Annotated in this window: 19 protein-coding genes; 5 read left to right on the top strand and 14 right to left on the bottom strand. The window is 62.0% G+C overall.

Features of this window, described 5'->3' with window-relative positions; translation table 11 throughout:
* Positions 1–17 precede the first annotated feature (17 nt).
* From AC0L2V_RS16405 to AC0L2V_RS16375, 7 genes are all read right to left on the bottom strand, one after another.
* Positions 18–1,202, bottom strand: a complete 1,185-nt coding sequence (locus AC0L2V_RS16405) for a cell wall hydrolase (RefSeq protein ID WP_473520593.1) — start codon at positions 1,200–1,202, stop codon at positions 18–20.
* Positions 1,203–1,491: 289 nt separating this feature from the next.
* Positions 1,492–2,382: an SDR family NAD(P)-dependent oxidoreductase gene (locus tag AC0L2V_RS16400; protein WP_473520592.1), complete on the bottom strand. Its 891-nt coding sequence runs from the start codon at positions 2,380–2,382 to the stop codon at positions 1,492–1,494.
* Complete coding sequence (locus AC0L2V_RS16395) at positions 2,379–3,158, bottom strand: hypothetical protein (protein WP_473494403.1); 780 nt, start codon at positions 3,156–3,158, stop codon at positions 2,379–2,381. Before AC0L2V_RS16395 ends, AC0L2V_RS16400 begins: the two co-directional genes overlap by 4 nt.
* Before the next feature lie 10 nt (positions 3,159–3,168).
* On the bottom strand, positions 3,169–3,756 hold the full coding sequence (locus AC0L2V_RS16390; RefSeq protein WP_473520629.1) for a protein-S-isoprenylcysteine O-methyltransferase: 588 nt from the start codon (positions 3,754–3,756) through the stop codon (positions 3,169–3,171).
* 157 nt (positions 3,757–3,913) lie between these two features.
* A complete protein-coding gene (locus AC0L2V_RS16385; protein WP_473520591.1) occupies positions 3,914–4,498 on the bottom strand; it encodes a hypothetical protein in 585 nt (194 codons plus the stop codon).
* 139 nt (positions 4,499–4,637) lie between these two features.
* The gene (locus tag AC0L2V_RS16380; protein WP_091596207.1) at positions 4,638–4,775 is read right to left on the bottom strand and encodes an ABC transporter; all 138 of its coding nucleotides are present in this window, start codon (positions 4,773–4,775) and stop codon (positions 4,638–4,640) included.
* Positions 4,776–4,976: 201 nt separating this feature from the next.
* On the bottom strand, positions 4,977–5,573 hold the full coding sequence (locus AC0L2V_RS16375) for a L,D-transpeptidase (protein ID WP_473520590.1): 597 nt from the start codon (positions 5,571–5,573) through the stop codon (positions 4,977–4,979).
* Positions 5,574–5,762: 189 nt separating this feature from the next.
* On the opposite strand from AC0L2V_RS16375, the gene AC0L2V_RS16370 reads away from it, so the two are divergent.
* A complete protein-coding gene (locus tag AC0L2V_RS16370; protein ID WP_473520589.1) occupies positions 5,763–6,521 on the top strand; it encodes an SDR family NAD(P)-dependent oxidoreductase in 759 nt (252 codons plus the stop codon).
* Positions 6,522–6,560: 39 nt separating this feature from the next.
* Here the strand turns inward: AC0L2V_RS16370 and der are convergent, their stop codons facing one another.
* Both der and AC0L2V_RS16360 read right to left on the bottom strand, forming a co-directional pair.
* Positions 6,561–7,991 (bottom strand): ribosome biogenesis GTPase Der, encoded by a 1,431-nt coding sequence (gene der, locus AC0L2V_RS16365; protein ID WP_202364047.1) that lies wholly within the window; start codon positions 7,989–7,991, stop codon positions 6,561–6,563.
* 64 nt (positions 7,992–8,055) lie between these two features.
* Positions 8,056–8,721, bottom strand: coding sequence for a tetratricopeptide repeat protein (locus AC0L2V_RS16360; RefSeq protein WP_473520588.1), 666 nt, complete (start codon positions 8,719–8,721; stop codon positions 8,056–8,058).
* A gap of 300 nt (positions 8,722–9,021) precedes the next feature.
* Between AC0L2V_RS16360 and AC0L2V_RS16355 the strand changes: the two genes are divergently transcribed.
* Complete coding sequence (locus tag AC0L2V_RS16355) at positions 9,022–10,014, top strand: polysaccharide deacetylase family protein (protein WP_473520587.1); 993 nt, start codon at positions 9,022–9,024, stop codon at positions 10,012–10,014.
* A gap of 28 nt (positions 10,015–10,042) precedes the next feature.
* On the opposite strand, the gene sbmA is transcribed toward AC0L2V_RS16355, so the two are convergent.
* The 3 genes from sbmA to AC0L2V_RS16340 all read right to left on the bottom strand — a co-directional run bounded on the left by sbmA (position 10,043) and on the right by AC0L2V_RS16340 (position 13,137).
* Positions 10,043–11,320 carry a peptide antibiotic transporter SbmA gene (gene sbmA, locus AC0L2V_RS16350; RefSeq protein WP_023799410.1) on the bottom strand — a complete coding sequence of 426 codons (1,278 nt, stop codon included), beginning with the start codon at positions 11,318–11,320 and terminating at the stop codon, positions 10,043–10,045.
* Between the two features lie 122 nt (positions 11,321–11,442).
* The gene (locus AC0L2V_RS16345; protein WP_473520586.1) at positions 11,443–12,603 is read right to left on the bottom strand and encodes a YbfB/YjiJ family MFS transporter; all 1,161 of its coding nucleotides are present in this window, start codon (positions 12,601–12,603) and stop codon (positions 11,443–11,445) included.
* Between the two features lie 306 nt (positions 12,604–12,909).
* Positions 12,910–13,137, bottom strand: coding sequence for a hypothetical protein (locus tag AC0L2V_RS16340; protein WP_473520585.1), 228 nt, complete (start codon positions 13,135–13,137; stop codon positions 12,910–12,912).
* A gap of 97 nt (positions 13,138–13,234) precedes the next feature.
* Here AC0L2V_RS16340 and AC0L2V_RS16335 point away from each other — a divergent pair, with 97 nt between their 5' ends.
* The 3 genes from AC0L2V_RS16335 (at position 13,235) to AC0L2V_RS16325 (ending at position 15,925) form a co-directional block, all read left to right on the top strand.
* Entirely contained in the window at positions 13,235–14,149 is a 915-nt protein-coding gene (locus tag AC0L2V_RS16335; protein ID WP_473520584.1) for a LysR substrate-binding domain-containing protein, read from the top strand.
* An 83-nt stretch (positions 14,150–14,232) separates the two neighbouring features.
* Positions 14,233–15,489 carry an aminopeptidase gene (locus AC0L2V_RS16330; protein ID WP_473520583.1) on the top strand — a complete coding sequence of 419 codons (1,257 nt, stop codon included), beginning with the start codon at positions 14,233–14,235 and terminating at the stop codon, positions 15,487–15,489.
* 79 nt (positions 15,490–15,568) lie between these two features.
* Positions 15,569–15,925 (top strand): DUF488 domain-containing protein, encoded by a 357-nt coding sequence (locus AC0L2V_RS16325; protein ID WP_473520582.1) that lies wholly within the window; start codon positions 15,569–15,571, stop codon positions 15,923–15,925.
* A 33-nt stretch (positions 15,926–15,958) separates the two neighbouring features.
* On the opposite strand, the gene AC0L2V_RS16320 is transcribed toward AC0L2V_RS16325, so the two are convergent.
* Together AC0L2V_RS16320 and AC0L2V_RS16315 are read right to left on the bottom strand one after the other, a co-directional pair.
* Entirely contained in the window at positions 15,959–17,026 is a 1,068-nt protein-coding gene (locus AC0L2V_RS16320; RefSeq protein WP_128171998.1) for an ABC transporter ATP-binding protein, read from the bottom strand.
* Between the two features lie 31 nt (positions 17,027–17,057).
* The gene (locus AC0L2V_RS16315) at positions 17,058–17,783 is read right to left on the bottom strand and encodes an SDR family oxidoreductase (protein WP_473520581.1); all 726 of its coding nucleotides are present in this window, start codon (positions 17,781–17,783) and stop codon (positions 17,058–17,060) included.
* Positions 17,784–17,802 lie beyond the last annotated feature (19 nt).

Raw genomic sequence — 17,802 nt, 5'->3', positions numbered from 1 at the left:
GGGCCTTGCCGGGGCGCTCAGCTCCAGCCGCCGCCGTAGGTGCGGTAAAAGATATGCAGGCCGATCCTGGTCATTTTTTTCATCGTCCGCGCCCAACCCGGGTTGACGTAGTTGGCGTAGTAATGGGTCGACGATCCGACTTCCGGGATGAAGATCTTGCCGGCAGTGACCGCCATGGCGATGTCCTGCGCGGTCTTGTAATGGGCCGGACTCTGGATGCGCTTCTTCCTGCCGTCGCAGGCGAAGGAAAACTGGCAACGATTGAACCATTTGTCGTTCTGATAGACGACGCCGCAGATCGAGTTCGGATAGGCCGGATTGCGAACGCGATTGAGGATGACCTGGGCGACGGCGGCCTGGCCGCGCACCGATTCCCCGCGCGCCTCGAAATAGATGCCGTTGGCGAGGCAAGTCTGTTCCGCTTTGGAGAAGACGCTCGCCGGCAGCGGAGTTTGCATCCACGAATGATCGCCCTTGGCCACCGGCGGAATGAAGCGGCCATCGTTCGGCTTCTCGTCCTGAAGCAAGGCCTCGAAGGGCGAAGCCTGGGCATAGTCAGGCGCGGCCGCTGCGTAGGCGGTCGCCAGGACGTCGGGTCGGTCGTTGTTGACCAGTGCGGCCAGCATGGCCGGCACGCCGGGATCCGGCTTCTTGTCGACGCGCCTATGAAACGCGGCGGCAATCTGGATCTCCTTGCCTTTGATCTCGGGCCTGGCGAAAGCCATTTTCAGGCCGCTGTCCATGCTCGGGCGAAGCAGTGAGGAGGAGCGCTCAAACACCGAGCCGGCATTAAAATTCTTCGGCGGCGCGACCGGCGAGACGATGATGATGCGGCCCTTCTTGTCGGCGCGCATGATGCGGTCCTCGTCGGGCGTCGTGCCGGCCACGCTGCCCTTGCCGCGAAACGATACGGCGCCGATCCCGGGCAAGCGGACGCCGGAACCCGAGATCGAGCCGGTGGCATCCGAATCGAGGAAAGGCATTTCGGCGGCATGGACCGAGCCGGCGACGGACTTCTCGACATAGGCGTTCCAGCGGGCGCTCGGCCGCTTGAGGCCGGAGACCAGGCTCGTCATGTCCTGATAGGCGATGACATTGGGAAAGCCGACCCAGATGCCAAGTCCAATGACCAGAGGAGACAGAAAGGAACGTCTTTTCTCACCGGCGAAAGCGACAAGCCGCTTCAAAACACGTCGATGCACGGAACTCTCCAGAAACGCAACGGACCCCACTGGAGAGGCACGATGATGCATTAACCTTGATGGGGCGTTAACGGAACTCGACAGCGGCAATCATTTCAAAGGCGTTGTTGGAGAACGGCTGCAACGGTCGCAACAACTGCTCCGCGGAGCGCTGTTGAGAGATGCAGGAGCCTCCTCCATGCCATCAACATGCTTAACGGCTATGCCACGTACATGCTTAACGGCCCGCCATCGGCGAGCGGTCTCTTGCTTCAATGAGGTTTTTCCGTGGCGTGCTGGTCCGGTCAGGTCAGGGGGTAATTCCCCGAGGGCCCCGGCGCAGCTGGATCTGGCGGGCACCGCAGCATTTCTTGAACTTCAACCCTGAACCGCAAGGACATTGATCATTGCCGCTGCGTTGCAGCCGGCCGACCAGGGGCAGCATCGCTGCGGAAGGCAGGAGCGTCGCCGCAAGGGCCACCAACTTGGCCGAGATTCCCGGCACGACCAAGCGACGACCCGATTTGAACCCTCGCCACGCCCGTTCGGCCACATACTGCGCATCCACCTTGGGCAAGACGTTGAAGAGCACCGTCTGATTGGCGCCTGACCTTGCGAGAAACTCCGTCGACACCGGGCCAGGCGCCACGCATGTGACCGTCACACCGGTTCGGCGCACCTCCTGGTGAAGCGCCTCTGAGAAGAAGCGCACGAAACCTTTGCTGGCGAAGTACAGAGCCATATAAGGCCCGGGGAGGAACCCGGCCACGGAACTGAGATTGAGCACCCCGCCCCGTCGGCGCGCCACCATTGCGGGCAGAAAATGGAGGGTCAGTTCTGTGAGGGAATGTATGTTGAGATCGATGATGCCGAGTTGACCATCAACAGGCAGCGCCGTCGTCGCGCCGCGCAAGCCATAGCCGGCGCTGTTGACCAGGACATCGCAGACCAGGCCATGTGCGGACAGAAAGCCCTCCAGGCGCGTTGGCGCGTCGCCTGCCACGAGATCCAATTCGAGCGTGAATGCCTCGCCACCCGCCTGCCGAACCTCAGACGCCGCGGCGGCCAAGCCCTCGGGCGAGCGGGCAACCAGCACGATCGCGCCGCGCTCCCGTGCAGCGACGCCTGCAATTGCCCGGCCAATTCCACCCGAGCCGCCAATCACGACGACGGCCGGCCGCAATTCATGGTGCGAAATCACGTCGCGTTCCTTCGTATTGCGGGAGCGACAACATCCTGACCGAGCAGCACCACTTCATTGGCGACAGTGCCGTTCAGGATCTTTTCGAATCGCTCCAGTGCTCGTGCGACGTTCGCTCCATCCATGACCCGGTGATCGTAGTGGATGCGGACATTCACCGATCCGTCGTTGCCGATCGGACCGTAGTTCAGAAGCGTGGTCAATGGTGTCAGCGGGTTGAGTGATTCCGCGCCGAGACCAGAATAGACGGACAGTTGGAAGGTACCGAAGTAATTTGCCCTTTGCCGGGCGATGTTCAACCCCAGCCACATAAGCAGCCACCTGACCGGCGCGGGCGCAGCTGCCATGCGCAAGGCACGCCGGAACTCCGGGACCTCGAGGACCGGCCGTGACCGAGCCGCGTGGATGGCCGCCTCAAGTTGCGTGATGGAGTAGCGCTCCGGGCACTTGATGCAGCTCAGCAGAACGGCCGGCTCGCCTTCATATTCGCGCTCGTGGGCAATCGAGGCTACGCTTGCCGGATACTCGTAAAGCTGCGGCCAGGGCAACTTGACATAGGCGCGCCGCAGTTCCGGCATCTCGATGGCGAGAAGCGCATATCCTTTCAGGAAGATCGCGGTCCACGAGGGCCGGGTCTGCTGCGCCATTCTGGCCCTTACGAGTGGGCCGAGGTTCATCTGACGCTGCACCGCGACCCGTGGCACGCCGATCGAAAACCTCATCAGATCGCCAACAAGGCGCCGGGGCGCCGAAAGCTTGAGGGCTCGGCCTCGCATCAAACGACCTCTAATAAAGATAAGGGATTATTCGCTTGGTCCTTTCCATATAGGCACGGTATTGCAAGCCTAAAGTCTCCAGCATCATACGCTCTTCCTTATCCACTCTCAGCAGGAAAAGCACGGCGAAACCAATCAAGCCGGATATGCCCGCAACCCAGTTCGGCAGCAGAAAGAGCTGGCCGAGCCCCATAAGCAGGAACGAGGTGTACATCGGGTGACGGACCAAAGCGTACGGCCCGGCGCTAACCAGTTCGTGCCGTTCGCGAATCTCGAGCGTGATCGACCAGTTACGGCCAAGTTCCTTGTGGGACATGCGAAAAATCCACAGCGCGGAGCAGAAGATGATGATTCCGAGCGCCACCGACCACACGCTGGACGGATGGTCAGCCGCTGCGGGGATGCCGGTGGCGACATAGAAGCCAGGCACGATCGCCAGGCCAAGGAGAGCCGATGCAAGCCCGACGGTGTCGGAACTTGAGCGGCCGCCAGCTACAATCCGCACGCGCCTTGCCCGGCGCTCGAACGGATACCGGATCACATACCAGGCAACGAGGCCGATCACCCATATGATCTCGCCAAGTGAAGCTACAGAAATGGTCACTTCAGGTCACCGGAGCCTTTTCTCGATCTGGGACCACGATAGACCGTCGCAACGATGCCAGCGTCCGAAATGTCGACCGATAGACATTCAGAGCGCGCTCCTTTCGGAGTTGACCGGCCGAATGAGGCGAAAGCGGTTTGCCAATCGCATTTCAACCGCCGTTCATCTCCCGAAGCTTGGTTATGAATTGTTGCGGCCGGAGCCAGGTACCGGGGGTCTTATACCCCATCGATTTGGCGATGTCCGCTACGAATGCGTTGCAGTTGTAGAGCGAGGCGTGCCAAAGCGGAGAACTGGCCTGCAGCTTTCGTATGCTCGCGACGACTTTCCTGTATTCGGCTTCGGAAAGTAAAACGCGCCAGCTTGCCGACCGGTAGGCATCTTCGAGGTCGCCGTCCGTCCACCCGGTCGTGGCTGGCACAGGCGCCAAATGGCCGAGAACATAGACATTGGGATCATCGGACTTCGGAGCGAGCCCCGCAACTTCGGGGTTGACCATGCGTCCCGCCTGGTTCAGTCGTCCAAAAATCACGTAGGAATGGCCGTAGGTAAGGGCGTACCGGGAGCGGAACTCGATGAAATGCCGTTGGGCCGCGCGCGCCGGCATCGCCGCGGTACTCAGTGCCCGATTATTGGACACAAAAGTCGGCTGGGGTTTGTTGTCTTGCGACTGGCATGACGCCGCGACTAGCGCGAGCAGGGCCACAATTGCTGAACGGCCACTTACAAGCGTCATCTCATCCAGAACTCCGAGGACCGCAGACCTGCTGCCAGCCTATGCCCGTTAACCGCAGGTAGGCTGCGAATCCGGTGGCCCCTGCATATCGATAGGGAAGGGCCTGGCGGCCCTTCCCAAAATCTTCGAAAGCCGATGCTTACTTAATCACTGGCTCTTCTACGGCAACGGGTTCCGGCGGAGGAGCCTTCCCCTTTCCTTTACCGATCCCGTTCGCGCAGCCGCTCAGGCTGGTAACGGCGAGGGTAGCAACCATTACAATCAACATTCTGTTCATCAAGCAATCCTTTCCCCAGGGGCGGAACAGCCTATAGAATCGCCACAAATAAAAAATTACATGCAGCCCAACCAAGTTAGCTGCGATCTACACCAAAGCCTAGTGCAGAAATGACACAGTCGGCATTCGGTTGCAGCCGAAATCCTTGCGGTGACGTGCCGGCAGGTCTCACCATGCAACGGAGATCAGGCCTGCCCACCATCAAACCACCACCACCGTCGTGCCCAAAGGAGTCCGTTCGTAGAGGTCGATGATGTCGTCATTTGTCAAACGGATGCACCCGTTCGATACCGCTGTGCCTATCGTCCACGGCTCGTTTGTACCATGTATCCGGAAGTAGGTGTCGCGCCCGTTGCGATAGAGATAAAGGGCACGCGCACCAAGCGGGTTGTTTGGTCCGCCAGGGACCCCCCCGGCATACTTCACCAGGCGCGGCTTGCGCCTCATCATGCTGGTGGTGGGTGTCCACGACGGCCAGTCCGCCTTGCGGGCGATGGTCGCTGTACCCTTGAACGAAAGTCCCTGCTCGCCGACGCCGACGCCGTAGCGCGTCGCCCACCCGTCGGTCTCGACGGCATAGAGAAAACGTTGCGAAGTATCGACGACGATCGTTCCAGGCGGCTCGTTTCCGTCGTACCGCACCTGCCTCCGTCGGAAACGAGGATTGATGCCATCCCTTGGTCCGAACGCGGATGAAATCGGCTCCGTCACCTGCTGTAACGTCGACGTACATCCGGAGAGCATCAGAGCCAGAGTACCCAGCACGAGCCCCCGGCGCGCAATGTGGTGTTCTTCCATTTCTACCTGCTAGGAAACTGGTCGATCTACCGCCCCGCTCGTCTCTACCATTGCAAGGCCTGCGGGCCAAGTCTCGCTGTGGGGTGGCAAAATGAATTCACAGGATTGACGAGCGAATTGGAGCGAAACTTCTTGCGATAACCGTCCGCCTCTGTTCGGTTAGGCCACAATGGGCATAGGACAGAGACGATGCAGCCTGACTTCCATGGTAAAGTCGCGATTGTGACCGGCGCAGGCTCCGGAATAGGAGCGGCTGTGTCACGGCAACTCGCGCAAGAAGGAGCCGAGGTTGTTGTCGCCGACCTTGATGCCGAGGCCGCGCGCTGCATGGCTGCCGAAATAAGCGCGCAAGGAGGCAGGGCCCACGATTTTGCGGTCGATGTCACGGATGCGGCAGCCGTCGAAAAGCTGATCGAGTTCACTGTCCAGAAATGCGGCGGACTGGATATGGCGGTAAACAATGCCGGCATCGACGGCGTTCGAAAAGCGACGGCAGACTATCCGCTCGACAACTGGCACAGGCTGATGAACGTCAATCTGAATGGCGTTTTCTACAGCATGAAGTACGAAATCGCCGCCATGCTGGATCGAGGCGGAGGCGCCATCGTGAACATGTCCTCAATTCTCGGTTCCGTCGGCTTGCCGACTGCGTCCGCATACACGGCAGCGAAACACGGGGTCGTTGGGCTGACCAAGGTTGCTGCGATTGAATATGCGAGGATGGGCATCCGGATCAATGTCGTCGGCCCCGGCTGGATCGAAACGCCTCTTCTATCGGAGCAAGCGGAGGCATTAGCCAATACCAGGCGCATGGCAGCCCTTCAACCGATGGGCAGGCGCGGCAAACCGGAAGAGGTAGCAGCTCTTGTATGCTTCCTGTTGTCCGATCAGGCCAGCTTTATCACTGGCAGCTACCATCTGGTCGACGGAGCTTACACCGCCCATTAGCGCGTCGTGGCTGACGCTGGCGCCCAAAAGACGCGGCGCTCAGCGGCGTTTCTTCGCCTTGCCGGCGAACGGATTTTCCGAGGTGCGCAAGGCGATGCGGATCGGCACGCCTGGCATGTCGAAGGCTTCGCGCAGGCTGTTGGAGAGATAGCGAACATAGGATTGCGGCATCGCGTCCGGCCGTGAGCAGGACACGACGAAGCCCGGCGGGCGCGTCTTGGCCTGGGTGACATATTTGATCTTCAGCCGGCGACCGGCGACGGCGGGCGGTGGATGATGCGCCAGGATGCCTTCCAGCCAGCGGTTGAGCTTGCCGGTCGAGACGCGGCTGTTCCACACTCTGTGCGTCTTGATGACGGCATCCATCAGCTTGTCGAGGCCGCGCCCGGTCTCGGCCGAGACCGGCACCGCCTGGATGCCGCGCGCCTGCGGCAACAGCCGCTCGGTCTTCTCGCGCAGTTCCGCCAGGAGTTCCTGGGGATGGTCGATCATATCCCATTTGTTGAAGGCGATCACCGGCGCACGGCCCTCGCGGATGATCAGGTCGGCGATCTGCAGATCCTGCTTCTCGAAGGGAATGGTGGCGTCGAGCACAATGATGACGATCTCGGCAAAGCGGATGGCGCGCAGGCCGTCCTGCACCGACATGACTTCCAGCTTTTCGTGGATCCGGGCCTTGCGGCGCATGCCGGCGGTGTCGAACAGTTTGAGACGACGGCCATGCCAGTCCCAGTCGACGGAGATGGAATCGCGGGTGATGCCGGCTTCTGGCCCAGTCAGGAGCCGCTCCTCGCCGATCAGGGCATTGATCAGCGTCGACTTGCCGGCGTTCGGACGGCCGACGACGGCGATGCGCATCGGTTTGGTATCGTCATAGCTCGGCTCGGCGTCCGGATCGGTGATGTCCTCGCCGATCAGCACCTCGCTGGCGGCGGCCTCCTCGTCGGCATCTTCTTCTTCGCCGAAGGCGCGCGCCTCGCCCAGTGCTGATATCACCGCATCGCGCAAATCGGGCAGGCCCTGACCGTGTTCGGCCGAGACCGGGATCGGCTCGCCAAGGCCGAGTTCCCAAGCCTCCAGCATGCCGCCCTGGGCGCCGCGCGCTTCGGCCTTGTTGGCGACCACGACAACCGGCTTACCGGACTTGCGCACGATCTCGGCGAAAGTCTTGTCGTCAGGCATCAGCCCGGACTTGGCGTCGATGGTGAAAAAGATCAGGTCGGCTTCGCGGATGGCGATCTCGGTCTGGGCGCGCATGCGGCCCGGCAGCGTCGAAGCAGCAGCATCCTCGAAGCCGGCGGTGTCGATAACGTCGAAATGCAGATCGTAGAGCTTGGCGGCATGGACGCGACGGTCGCGGGTGACGCCCGGCGTGTCGTCGACAAGCGCCAGCTTCCTTCCCACCAGACGATTGAAAAGGGTCGATTTGCCGACGTTAGGCCGGCCGATGATGGCGACTTTGAACGTCATGCGGCCCTACATCTGCCAGCATGTCGTTGCCCCAAAACCGCTACACACTTTTGGGCGAAATGCATTACGACACGCCGCCCGACCCACGGATCAGCTCCGACATCAAGGTCGCCCGCTCGCGCGCGTTGCGCGGGGCGCTGTCATCCGAGGCGATCTGGTCGAACAGTTTCAGTGCGTCCGTTGCCTTGCCTTCCTTCCAGGCGGCAAGGCCGAGCGCCTCGCGCGCGGTATAGCGCAGCGGATTGGTGTCGGCGGTGAGCGTCTCGACGCGGCTCGAGACATCGGCGAACGAACCGTGGTCGACGAGCAGCAGCGCTGCCCTGAGGCGCGCCATATCGCGAAGGCCTGATGGAATGTCCGTATCGGCGGCGACCTCGTCGAAGTCCTTGACGGCGGCGGCGGCATCGCCCTTATCCGCCTTGACGGTTGCCGCCCGCATGCGGGCGAGCAGCGGATAAGCGCCGTAGCCATCTTTTTCCAGCGCATCGAGGGCCGCCAGCGCTTCGTCGCTCTTGCCCTCATTGGCAAGCTTCAGCGCCTGCGAGAAGGCATCGCCCGAGCGATTGGCGCGGGTCTCGTCCCAATAGCGATAGCCGACGAAGGCGGCGGTGCCGACCACCACCAGTATCGCGAGCGCAAGCAAGGCAGGACCAAAACGGTCCCACAGCGCATGCGCCTGATCGCGACGCATCTCTTCGTTGACTTCGCGGATAAAACTGTCGTCCGACATCTCAAAACCATCCTGCCCGCCCTCAGGGCGGTTTAGAGCGACGTGCGTCCATGGAAAGTACGCTCTAACACTTTGAATTTGCGCATCGTGTTTCCTGAAAAAAAATCAATTCTGCACTTCAGGCCGATGCGGTAGCCCGCGTTTTAGCGAAATTTTGCCGGCATGGAAGGGGTTCGACCGGAAAATCGGCTAATCGCCGGACGACGATGTAAAGGATGACTGCAAAGGGCGACCGCACCCACGCCACATTTCGCCGATAGCCGGTGCGCGAACCCTCCTCAAAATCCAGATCAGACACTGATGCCTCGTTTGTCCCGCGCTGTTGCGTTTTCGATCGGGTCGCTTGCTGCGGCGGGCGCTGCTGTCGCCGACCCGCCAGCGCCGGCAAAGCCGAAGCAGGCCGTCCTCATCTCGTTCGACAGCGCCCGCGATATTTCGCAATGGAAGCGCAGCCGGGCGCTGGCCCGGCGCACCGGCGCCCATTTCACCTACTTCGTGTCCTGCGTCTTCCTGCTCTCGTCGGAGACGCGCGAGCAATATACGGCGCCCGGCAAGACATCAGGCAAATCCAATATCGGCTTCGCCGCCTCGAAACAGGAAATCGCTGACCGGCTCGAGCAGATAAACCTTGCCGCCTCGGAAGGCCATGACATCGGCAGCCACGCTTGCGGCCATTTCGACGGCAAGGACTGGAACAAGGCCGACTGGCTGAGCGAGTTCGATTCGTTCAAGCGCATTCTCGAAAATGCCTATTCGATCAACGCTATTACCTCCGAACCCCCAGGCTGGCGCGAAATTGCACGTAAGGCGGTTGGCTTTCGCGCACCCTATCTGTCGGCAAACAAGGCGCTCTACGAGGCGCTGCCAAAGGCGGGCTATTGGTTCGACGCGAGCGGTGTGTCGCGCGGCCCTGCCCGGCCACCGACCAGCGACGCCATCACGCGCTTCTCACTGCCGAAGATTCCGGAAGGTCCTGACACAAGGCCGGTGATCGCGATGGACTACAATCTCTATGTCAGGCATTCCGGCGGCTTCGAGCGGCCGAGCCAGGCGGACGAATTCGCCAACCGGACCCATGACGCCTTTCGCGCCGCCTTCGACGCGCAATATCAGGGCAAACGCATTCCGCTGGAACTCGGCTTCCATTTCACACTGATGAATGACGGCGCCTACTGGAAGGCGCTCGAGCGCTTTGCCGGCGAGGTCTGCACCAGGCCCGATGTCGAGTGCATCAGCTATCGCGACTATGTTTCGCGCCAACGCCGGCAAAAGTGGGCGTCGGTGGGCGGCTGAACCGAAAGCGCTCGCCGCCCCGTCACTCTCAGCTTACCGGCTGATCCTCAGGCCGCAAGCCGGCTCGCTCTCGCTCCAGATAGGCCTGGTCGATTTCCGGCAGCGGCGCCCCTTCAAGTGTCGCCTCGAAGGCGCGCAGGCGCTTGTAGATGGATATCAGCTCGACGATGGTCGGCCAGGAATTCACGAGATACTGGAACGAAGTGGCGACTTGTGAAAAGGCGGTAACAATCTGCTGGAAAACGCCAAATGTTATCTTGCCGATTGCCAAGGTCGGAACAAGAATAAGCGTAGCGAATACGTTGTCGACTTGAAGGTATAGATAGCGGACCATGTCGAAATAGACATAGTGTGCATAGAGAGTGAAATAGTTCTTGCGAACGTTTCTGAAAAGCTCGGCCAGAGTTGGTGGCTGCGCTCGTGCCGTATCGTCCTCGCCGAGGACAAGTTCCTTGCGCAGCGCGGCTTCAACCCGCTGATTGCGAAATTCCAACCCGGGCAGCCTGACGCCGACGACTGCCAACAAGCCGGTGCCAAACAGCGACCAGGCGATCGCCGCAATGACCAGCGGATAAGGGATTGCGCCGACGATTGGGAGCGTTGAGACATGGAGAGAAAGGGAGGCCAGCAAGGGCAGGAATGCAATCAGGGTCATGATGGAGTCGATGAAGTTCACGCCGAGCCCCTGCATTGTGCCGGAGAAGCGCATCGTGTCGTCCTGAACGCGCTGCGACGCCCCTTCGATATGGCGCAGCCTCGGCCAGTAAGCGGTAAAATAATCGTTCATCGCGGTGCGCCAGCGAAACACATAGTGCCTGACGAAAAAGACGTTCAGAACGGCGATGCTCATATAGACCAGGGCCAAGGACAGAAACTGCCATACTCCGTAGTAAAGCTCGGCAGGGGAAACGGAGCCCGGCGTGGTCAGCGCCTTCTGCACCATATCGTAAAACATGCCGCGCCAGTCATTGAGCGCCACGCTGATCTGCACGATGAAATTGGTGACGAAAATAATCAAACCAGAGCCAAGGATCGACCAGTTCTGCCAGCGATGCGGGGAATACAGCGCCCAGAAAAGGTAGAATACGCCCATGCCGGCGAAGAAATATCCGTAAAACCAGAGGAATGCCGGCGTCAGGAATCTTATCGGGCTGATGACTGGTGCTGCCTGCGGGTCGACCGGCGGCATGCCGAGCATCGTGCCAAGGTGCTCGCCGCCGAAAAACCACAGGAGGACGAGCAGAAGGCTCCAGGCGACGGCCGAAGTGAAAAACAACTTCGGCTGCGGGAAGAAGGATACGAACACTGTTGGGAAATCCTCGGTCGATGCGCAAATCAGCGGCGTTGCTGTTCAGCGGGCATAAGGTCACACATCGATCGGAATGAAAATGGCCGGTGCGTGATGCCCGGCACCGAGCAAGACCACAATCATGGCGATTTTGGCGCAGCCTCCCAGATGACCGCGCCAGAGACCAGCAGCACCGCGGCGGCCACGATCGATGCGAGGAAGAAGTCGCCGGAGGCTTGCGCAAGCAAGCCGGCGACGATCGGCCCGATGATCTGGCCGAGGCCGAAGGACGCCGTCATCGATGCCAGGATCCGGCGTGGCGCCTGCGGGGCAAGCTGCCTTCCGGTCTGAAGGCCGAGCGCGGTGATGGCGATGAAGGTGCCGCCAAGCAGAAACCCGCCGAGCAGCGGCCCAATGTGTCCGCCCATGGTGACGCTCGCGCTGACGCCGACCACCTCGACGAGGCACCCCCAGGCATAAGCCCGGTAGAGCCCGATCCTTGCCGCGATCTTCTGCCAAAGCCAGACCGAGGGAATCCCGGCAAGGCCGGTGACCATCCACACCACGGCCTCGAAGACGCGGCCGCCGCCGCCCTGCCGGACGATGGCGACCAGGAACGTCGCCGTCACGATATAGCCGAAGCCGAACAGCCCGTAGGCGACTATGACCTTCACCAGTGACCGGTCCTTTGGCAGCGCCGGTTCGCGGCCATCGGCGCCGTTGGCGGTCGCAGTGCTGCCGAGCAGCAAGGCCACGACGGCAATGGCGCAGGCCGAGATCGCGGCGGACCAGAACCAGCCCGCCGGCCAGCCGGCCTGTTGGGTGACGAGTATTGCCATCCGCGCCGAGGACGCCGCTATGCCAAGGCCGACGCCGCCGAAATGCAGCGCCTGCAGGTCGTTTCGGCCGACCGCGGCCAAATGGCCGAAAACGATGCTGGACATGAACACCAGGACGAAGGCGCTGGCCACACCGGCAAGAAAGCGGATGACGAGAAAGGCCGCCATCGTGTCGGCCAGGCCCATCAGCCCGGTGAGGACTGCGGTGGCGGCAAGACCGGCAAGCATCAGCAGGCGCTCGCGACCGTGCGCCCAGCCGCCGACGGCTGCGAGCGCGCCAACGAGATAGCCGAGATAGTTGGCGGACGCGATCCAGCCGGCATCGGCCGGCGTCAGGCCAAGTTCCTCCATCATGCCGGGCAGGATCGGCGTATAGACGAAGCGGCCGATGCCCATGGCAACGGCCAGGGCAATCATGCCGGCGAAGGCGAGGCGCAAAGGGGACGGCGAAGCGGCTTTCATTGCGGTGCACAATAGGTGCACGAGCGGGTGAAACAATCCGCTTCTTGTTGGGCCAGAACGGGTTGTGCCGGCATCTGCTGCGTCGCGGGCGATTTTCGGCGTCGTGCTGCCCCTCATACGCCTGCCGGCACCTTCTCCCCGTATAGGAACGGGGAGAAGGGGCTGGCCCCAACTTCGGCACTTTTTTCTGCAACACTGGAGATAGGCGAAATCTTTCGCGAAGGCGTCCTTCTCCCCGTCCCTTTACGGGGAGAAGTGCCCGGCAGGGCGATGAGGGGCGGCGCCGACCTCGGCAACGCCTTGGCGCTACGCTGTCAGCGATCTTAACGGCAGCCTGTTTGTGCCGCCGGTCTCGTAGGCCGTGCGCCGGGCTGTCATCCGGAACGGCAGGTCGCCGAGTTCGCGCTCCGACATGGTGTCGAGCACAGGATGCGACAGCGGATCGGTGGCCCATCGGGTGGCCTCGCTTTCATGCGACCGGCTTTGCCGCGCGCCGGCAGCGGAAAAGACCCCGAGCAGTGACAAAATCTTCATCGTATTTTTCCTCCGCAGGTCTGCTTGTTCCTTAAAATTTGCCGTTCCTCCCCGCATTTCAATTGAGATTTCAACCGTGCCGGTTTAGAAAAACTGTATGGCCATGCTGAACCGCGTCCACCTCAACGGCCTGCGCGCCGTGGAAACCGTCGCCCGCCTGGGATCGCTTTCGGCTGCGGCGAGCGAACTCAACGTGTCCGCCAGCGCCGTCAGCCAGCAGGTCAAGCGGGCGGAAGCGCAACTTGGCCAGGCGCTGTTCGAACGAACGGCAAGCGGTCTGGTGCCGACCGAATTCGGCACCGTCTTCACCGCCCGGCTCGGGGCAGGTTTCCGCGAGCTCGCCCAAGCCGTGGCGCTCGCCGACGAGGCCTCCGAATGCACGCTGGTGGTCTCGGTGGCGCCGGCCTTTGCCTCGAAGTGGCTGCTGCCTCGACTGTCACGTCATTTCGCCCGGCATCCGAATGTGCTTTTGCGCATCGACGCCTCGGTGCGGATTGCCGATCTCGATCGCTCGGACATCGACCTCGCCATCCGGCTCGGCGACGGCAAATGGCCGGGCGTGCGCGCGCAACTGCTGCTGGCGCAGGAAGTCTTCCCGGTCTGCGCCCCGGCGATCGCCGACAAATTGAAATCGATCGAAGATCTCGCCCTGACCTGCGCGATCACCGACGAAAGAGCGATGATCAGCTGGGAAAGCTGGTTCGAGGCGGCCGGGGTGAAGCCGGTCAGCTTCCTCAAGGGCGCGCGCTTCACCGACCCGATGCTTTGCCTGGAATCGGCGATCGCCGGCCACGGCGTCATGCTCGGCTGGCAATTGCTGACGGCTGACGCTCTCGCCGACGGCCGGCTGGTCGCACCGTTCGGCGTCCGCGCCGAGAGCGGGCTGGGCTACTGGCTGGTGACCTCGGCCAGCAAGAGCGAGAGCCGCAAGCTGCGCGATTTCAAGATCTGGATCCGCGAGGAGATCGAGGCGACGATGGCGCAGTTCGGCGCGCTCGCCGGCGCGGCCTGAGCAGGCCCGGTCGATCACGGTGGAAAGACCGATGGCGCCGGTCTATGTAAGAACCAGACTCCCACATCGCGACAGGCAGGATCATGACCACACATTCGCGCGACGTTGCCGCAACGATCGACCCGGTGAAGCTCGACAGGCTGGCAGAAGTCGCCATCAAGGTCGGGCTGCAATTGCAGCCGGGGCAGGACCTGGTGCTGACATCGTCGATCGCAGCGCTGCCTTTGACGCGACGGATCGTCGAGCATGCCTACAAAGCCGGCGCCGGCCTGGTGACGCCGATCTTCAACGACGACGAGATGACGCTGGCACGCTTCCGCTACGGCGCCGATGCCGGCTTCGACCACGCCGCCGGCTGGCTCTATGAGGGCATGGCGAAGGCCTTCGCCAACAATGCGGCGCGGCTGGCCGTGCGCGGCGAGGACCCGTCGCTGCTGTCGGCGCAGGATCCGGCGAAAGTGGCGCGCGCCAACAAGGCGAACTCGATCGCCTACCAGCCGGCACTGGAAAAGATCACCGGCTTCGACATCAACTGGAACATCGTCGCCTATCCCGACCTGGCCTGGGCCAGGCAGGTGTTTCCGGGCGATAGCGACGACGTCGCGGTGGCGAAGCTCGCCGACGCGATCTTTGCCGCCTCACGGGTCGATGTCGACGACCCGATCGGCAACTGGAAGGCGCACAATGCGGCGCTTCGCAGCCGCACCGAATGGCTGAACGGCCATAATTTCCATGCGCTGCATTTCACCGGACCTGGCACCGACCTGACCGTCGGCCTGGCCGACGGCCATGAATGGATGGGCGGCGCCTCGACCGCCAGGAACGGCATCACCTGCAACCCGAACATCCCGACCGAGGAGGTTTTCACCACGCCGCATGCAAGGCGCGTCGAAGGCCATGTTACGAGCACCAAGCCGCTGTCGTACCAAGGCACGCTGATCGACGGCATTGCGGTGCGTTTCGAGCAGGGTCGCATCGTCGAGGCCAAGGCCAGCCGCGGCGAGGATGTGCTGAAAAAAGTGCTCGACACCGATGAAGGCGCACGCCGGCTCGGCGAGGTCGCCCTGGTGCCGCATTCCTCGCCGATCGCGGCGAGCGGCCTGCTGTTCTTCAACACGCTGTTCGACGAGAATGCCGCCTGCCATATCGCGCTCGGGCAGTGCTATTCGAAGTGCTTTGTCGACGGCGCCTCGCTCACTCAGGACGAGATCGCGGCGCGCGGCGGCAACAAGAGCTTCATCCATATCGACTGGATGATCGGTTCGGACAAGGTCGACATCGACGGCGTCGGCAAGGACGGCGGTCGCGTGCCGGTGATGCGCAAGGGCGAATGGGCGTAAGCAGCCGCCAGCAAGCCGTCATGGCCAGCAAGACGACATGGCCAGCAAGACGACATGGCGGCCAACCCCGGAGTTGGCAATGAAACTCGATATCAGGGTCAAACGCATCTACGAGCCGCCCTCGTCTGGCGATGGGCAGCGGGTGCTCATAGACCGCGTATGGCCGCGCGGCGTCCGCAAGGAAGACGCCGCGCTGACACTGTGGCTGAAGACCGTCGCGCCAAGCGATGAACTGCGCAAATGGTTCGGCCACGAGCCGACGCGCTGGATGGAATTCCAGCGGCGCTATCGCGGCGAGCTCGACAGGAACAGCGAGACGGTCGGCCAGTTGCGCGCCCTGCTCGACAACGGCCGGGTGACGCTGCTCTACGGCGCCCAGGACGACATGCACAACAACGCAGTGGCTTTGGCTGACTATCTCAGCCTAAAGGGCTGAGGCAGCGCTCTGCCGACGCCGTCGTCGCTAATCTCAGGCGACGCGCAGTTCCGTGGCCGCATCGAAGAGGTGCACCTTGCCCGGCAGAACCGAAAGGTTGATCGCGGCGCCGGCGTTGCGGCGCTCGTCACGCGGCACCACGGCGACGGCGTCGTATCCGGCCACGCGCAAATGAATCTGGACATCGGCGCCGGTCGTTTCGGAGAGCACGACTTCGCCCTTGATCTCACCCGTATCCGAAATGCCGAGATCGTGTGGCCGGACGCCCATGATGACCTTTTGGCCTGGTTTTGCCTTGATCTGCGGTGACAGGCCGATCGATACGCCTTCGGCGACGAAGCGAGGACTGCCGCCTGCGGTTTCGACAGCGCCGGCGATGAAGTTCATCGACGGCGAGCCGATGAAATCAGCGACATATTTCGAGTTCGGGCGCTCGTAGACCTCGTCGGGCGTGCCGATCTGCATGATCCTGCCGGCATGCATCAGCACGATCTTGTCGGCCATCGTCATCGCCTCGATCTGGTCATGGGTGACGTAGATCGTGGTTGTGCCGAGACGATTGTGGAGTTGACGGATTTCCACGCGCATATGCGTGCGCAGCTTGGCGTCGAGATTGGAGAGCGGCTCGTCGAAAAGGAAGACGGCGGCATTGCGCACCATGGCGCGGCCCATGGCGACGCGCTGGCGCTGGCCACCCGACAGTTCCTTGGGATAGCGCCCGAGGTAGGGCGTAAGGTTCAGGATTTCCGCCGCCCATTCGACCTTCTTCCTGATCTCCGCCTTTGGCACTTTCGCCACTTCGAGGCTGAAGCCGATATTGTCGAACACCTTCATTGTCGGATAGAGCGCGTAGTTCTGGAACACCATCGCGATGTCGCGATCGCGCGGGTGAACGTCATTGACCCGCCTGTCGCCGATCAAAAGGTCACCGTTGGTCACCCGCTCGAGCCCGGCTGTCATGCGAAGGAGCGTGGTCTTGCCGCAGCCCGACGGCCCGAGAAGGACGACGAATTCGCGGTCGGCAATGCCGAAGGAGATGTCCTTCATCACCTCGACATGTCCGAAATTCTTGGCGATGTTCTTATATTCTACGGTGGCCATTCTCTGTCTCCAGACGCCCGGATCAGGGTCGTCAGTATTTCTGCCTGGTCGGCGTGATGACGATTTCCTGCACGAGAGCGTTTTGTGGCAGCTGGTAGGTGTGCAGCATGAGGTCTGCGACGTGCTCCGGGCCGATGCCGCCGCCGATCTTGAGCTTGTTGGCCTTGTAGTTGGCGAGCGTCTGCGGATCGAGGACGCCGCTCAGAACCTCGGTTTCGATCACCCCGGGCGAAAGCACGACGACGCGGACGTCATAGTCGGAAAGATAATCGCGCAGCGATTCCGACACGGCGTGAACGAAGAATTTCGTCCCGCAGTAGACCGTATGATCCGGATAGATTTTTCGGCCGGCGATCGAACTCATCATGAACAGCGTTCCATGACGGCGCTCCATCATGCCCGACATCACGGCGTGGACCGAATTCAGCACGCCTTTGGTATTGATGTCGATCATCTCGTCCCATTCCTCGGGCGGCTGGCGGCCTATGTCGGCGAGACGCGCTATGCCGGCATTGGCAAACAGCATGTCGACCGGTCCGTACTCGGCTTCCGCCTCCTTCACGGCGGCTGCGATCGCGGCGCGGTCGCGGACATCGACCTGCCGGGCCAGGCTGTCGGGCAGGTTCAGTGCCTCCATGCGCTCCAGACGGCGGGCCATCATCAGAACAGGGTGGCCGGCGCGCGAAAACGCCTTGGCGACCGCCTCGCCGATACCAGAACTGGCTCCTGTCACTGCTACGAGCTGTTTTCCAGCCATGGCTTTCCTCAATCGAAAT

Source organism: Mesorhizobium sp. WSM4814 (genome assembly GCF_055811595.1).
Note: the sequence above shows the minus strand (reverse complement) of the source record. Positions and strands in the feature narration are given on the sequence as shown.

Excerpts from the sequence above, each read along its gene's own strand:
- AC0L2V_RS16395 (WP_473494403.1), bottom strand. The coding sequence starts at position 3,158 with ATGCGAGGCCGAGCCCTCAAGCTTTCGGCGCCCCGGCGCCTTGTTGGC.
- AC0L2V_RS16385 (WP_473520591.1), bottom strand. The coding sequence starts at position 4,498 with ATGACGCTTGTAAGTGGCCGTTCAGCAATTGTGGCCCTGCTCGCGCTA.
- AC0L2V_RS16380 (WP_091596207.1), bottom strand. The coding sequence starts at position 4,775 with ATGAACAGAATGTTGATTGTAATGGTTGCTACCCTCGCCGTTACCAGC.
- AC0L2V_RS16375 (WP_473520590.1), bottom strand. The coding sequence starts at position 5,573 with ATGGAAGAACACCACATTGCGCGCCGGGGGCTCGTGCTGGGTACTCTG.
- AC0L2V_RS16370 (WP_473520589.1), top strand. The coding sequence starts at position 5,763 with ATGCAGCCTGACTTCCATGGTAAAGTCGCGATTGTGACCGGCGCAGGC.
- der (WP_202364047.1), bottom strand. The coding sequence starts at position 7,991 with ATGACGTTCAAAGTCGCCATCATCGGCCGGCCTAACGTCGGCAAATCG.
- AC0L2V_RS16360 (WP_473520588.1), bottom strand. The coding sequence starts at position 8,721 with ATGTCGGACGACAGTTTTATCCGCGAAGTCAACGAAGAGATGCGTCGC.
- AC0L2V_RS16355 (WP_473520587.1), top strand. The coding sequence starts at position 9,022 with ATGCCTCGTTTGTCCCGCGCTGTTGCGTTTTCGATCGGGTCGCTTGCT.
- AC0L2V_RS16345 (WP_473520586.1), bottom strand. The coding sequence starts at position 12,603 with ATGAAAGCCGCTTCGCCGTCCCCTTTGCGCCTCGCCTTCGCCGGCATG.
- AC0L2V_RS16340 (WP_473520585.1), bottom strand. The coding sequence starts at position 13,137 with ATGAAGATTTTGTCACTGCTCGGGGTCTTTTCCGCTGCCGGCGCGCGG.
- AC0L2V_RS16335 (WP_473520584.1), top strand. The coding sequence starts at position 13,235 with ATGGCCATGCTGAACCGCGTCCACCTCAACGGCCTGCGCGCCGTGGAA.
- AC0L2V_RS16330 (WP_473520583.1), top strand. The coding sequence starts at position 14,233 with ATGACCACACATTCGCGCGACGTTGCCGCAACGATCGACCCGGTGAAG.
- AC0L2V_RS16325 (WP_473520582.1), top strand. The coding sequence starts at position 15,569 with ATGAAACTCGATATCAGGGTCAAACGCATCTACGAGCCGCCCTCGTCT.
- AC0L2V_RS16320 (WP_128171998.1), bottom strand. The coding sequence starts at position 17,026 with ATGGCCACCGTAGAATATAAGAACATCGCCAAGAATTTCGGACATGTC.
- AC0L2V_RS16315 (WP_473520581.1), bottom strand. The coding sequence starts at position 17,783 with ATGGCTGGAAAACAGCTCGTAGCAGTGACAGGAGCCAGTTCTGGTATC.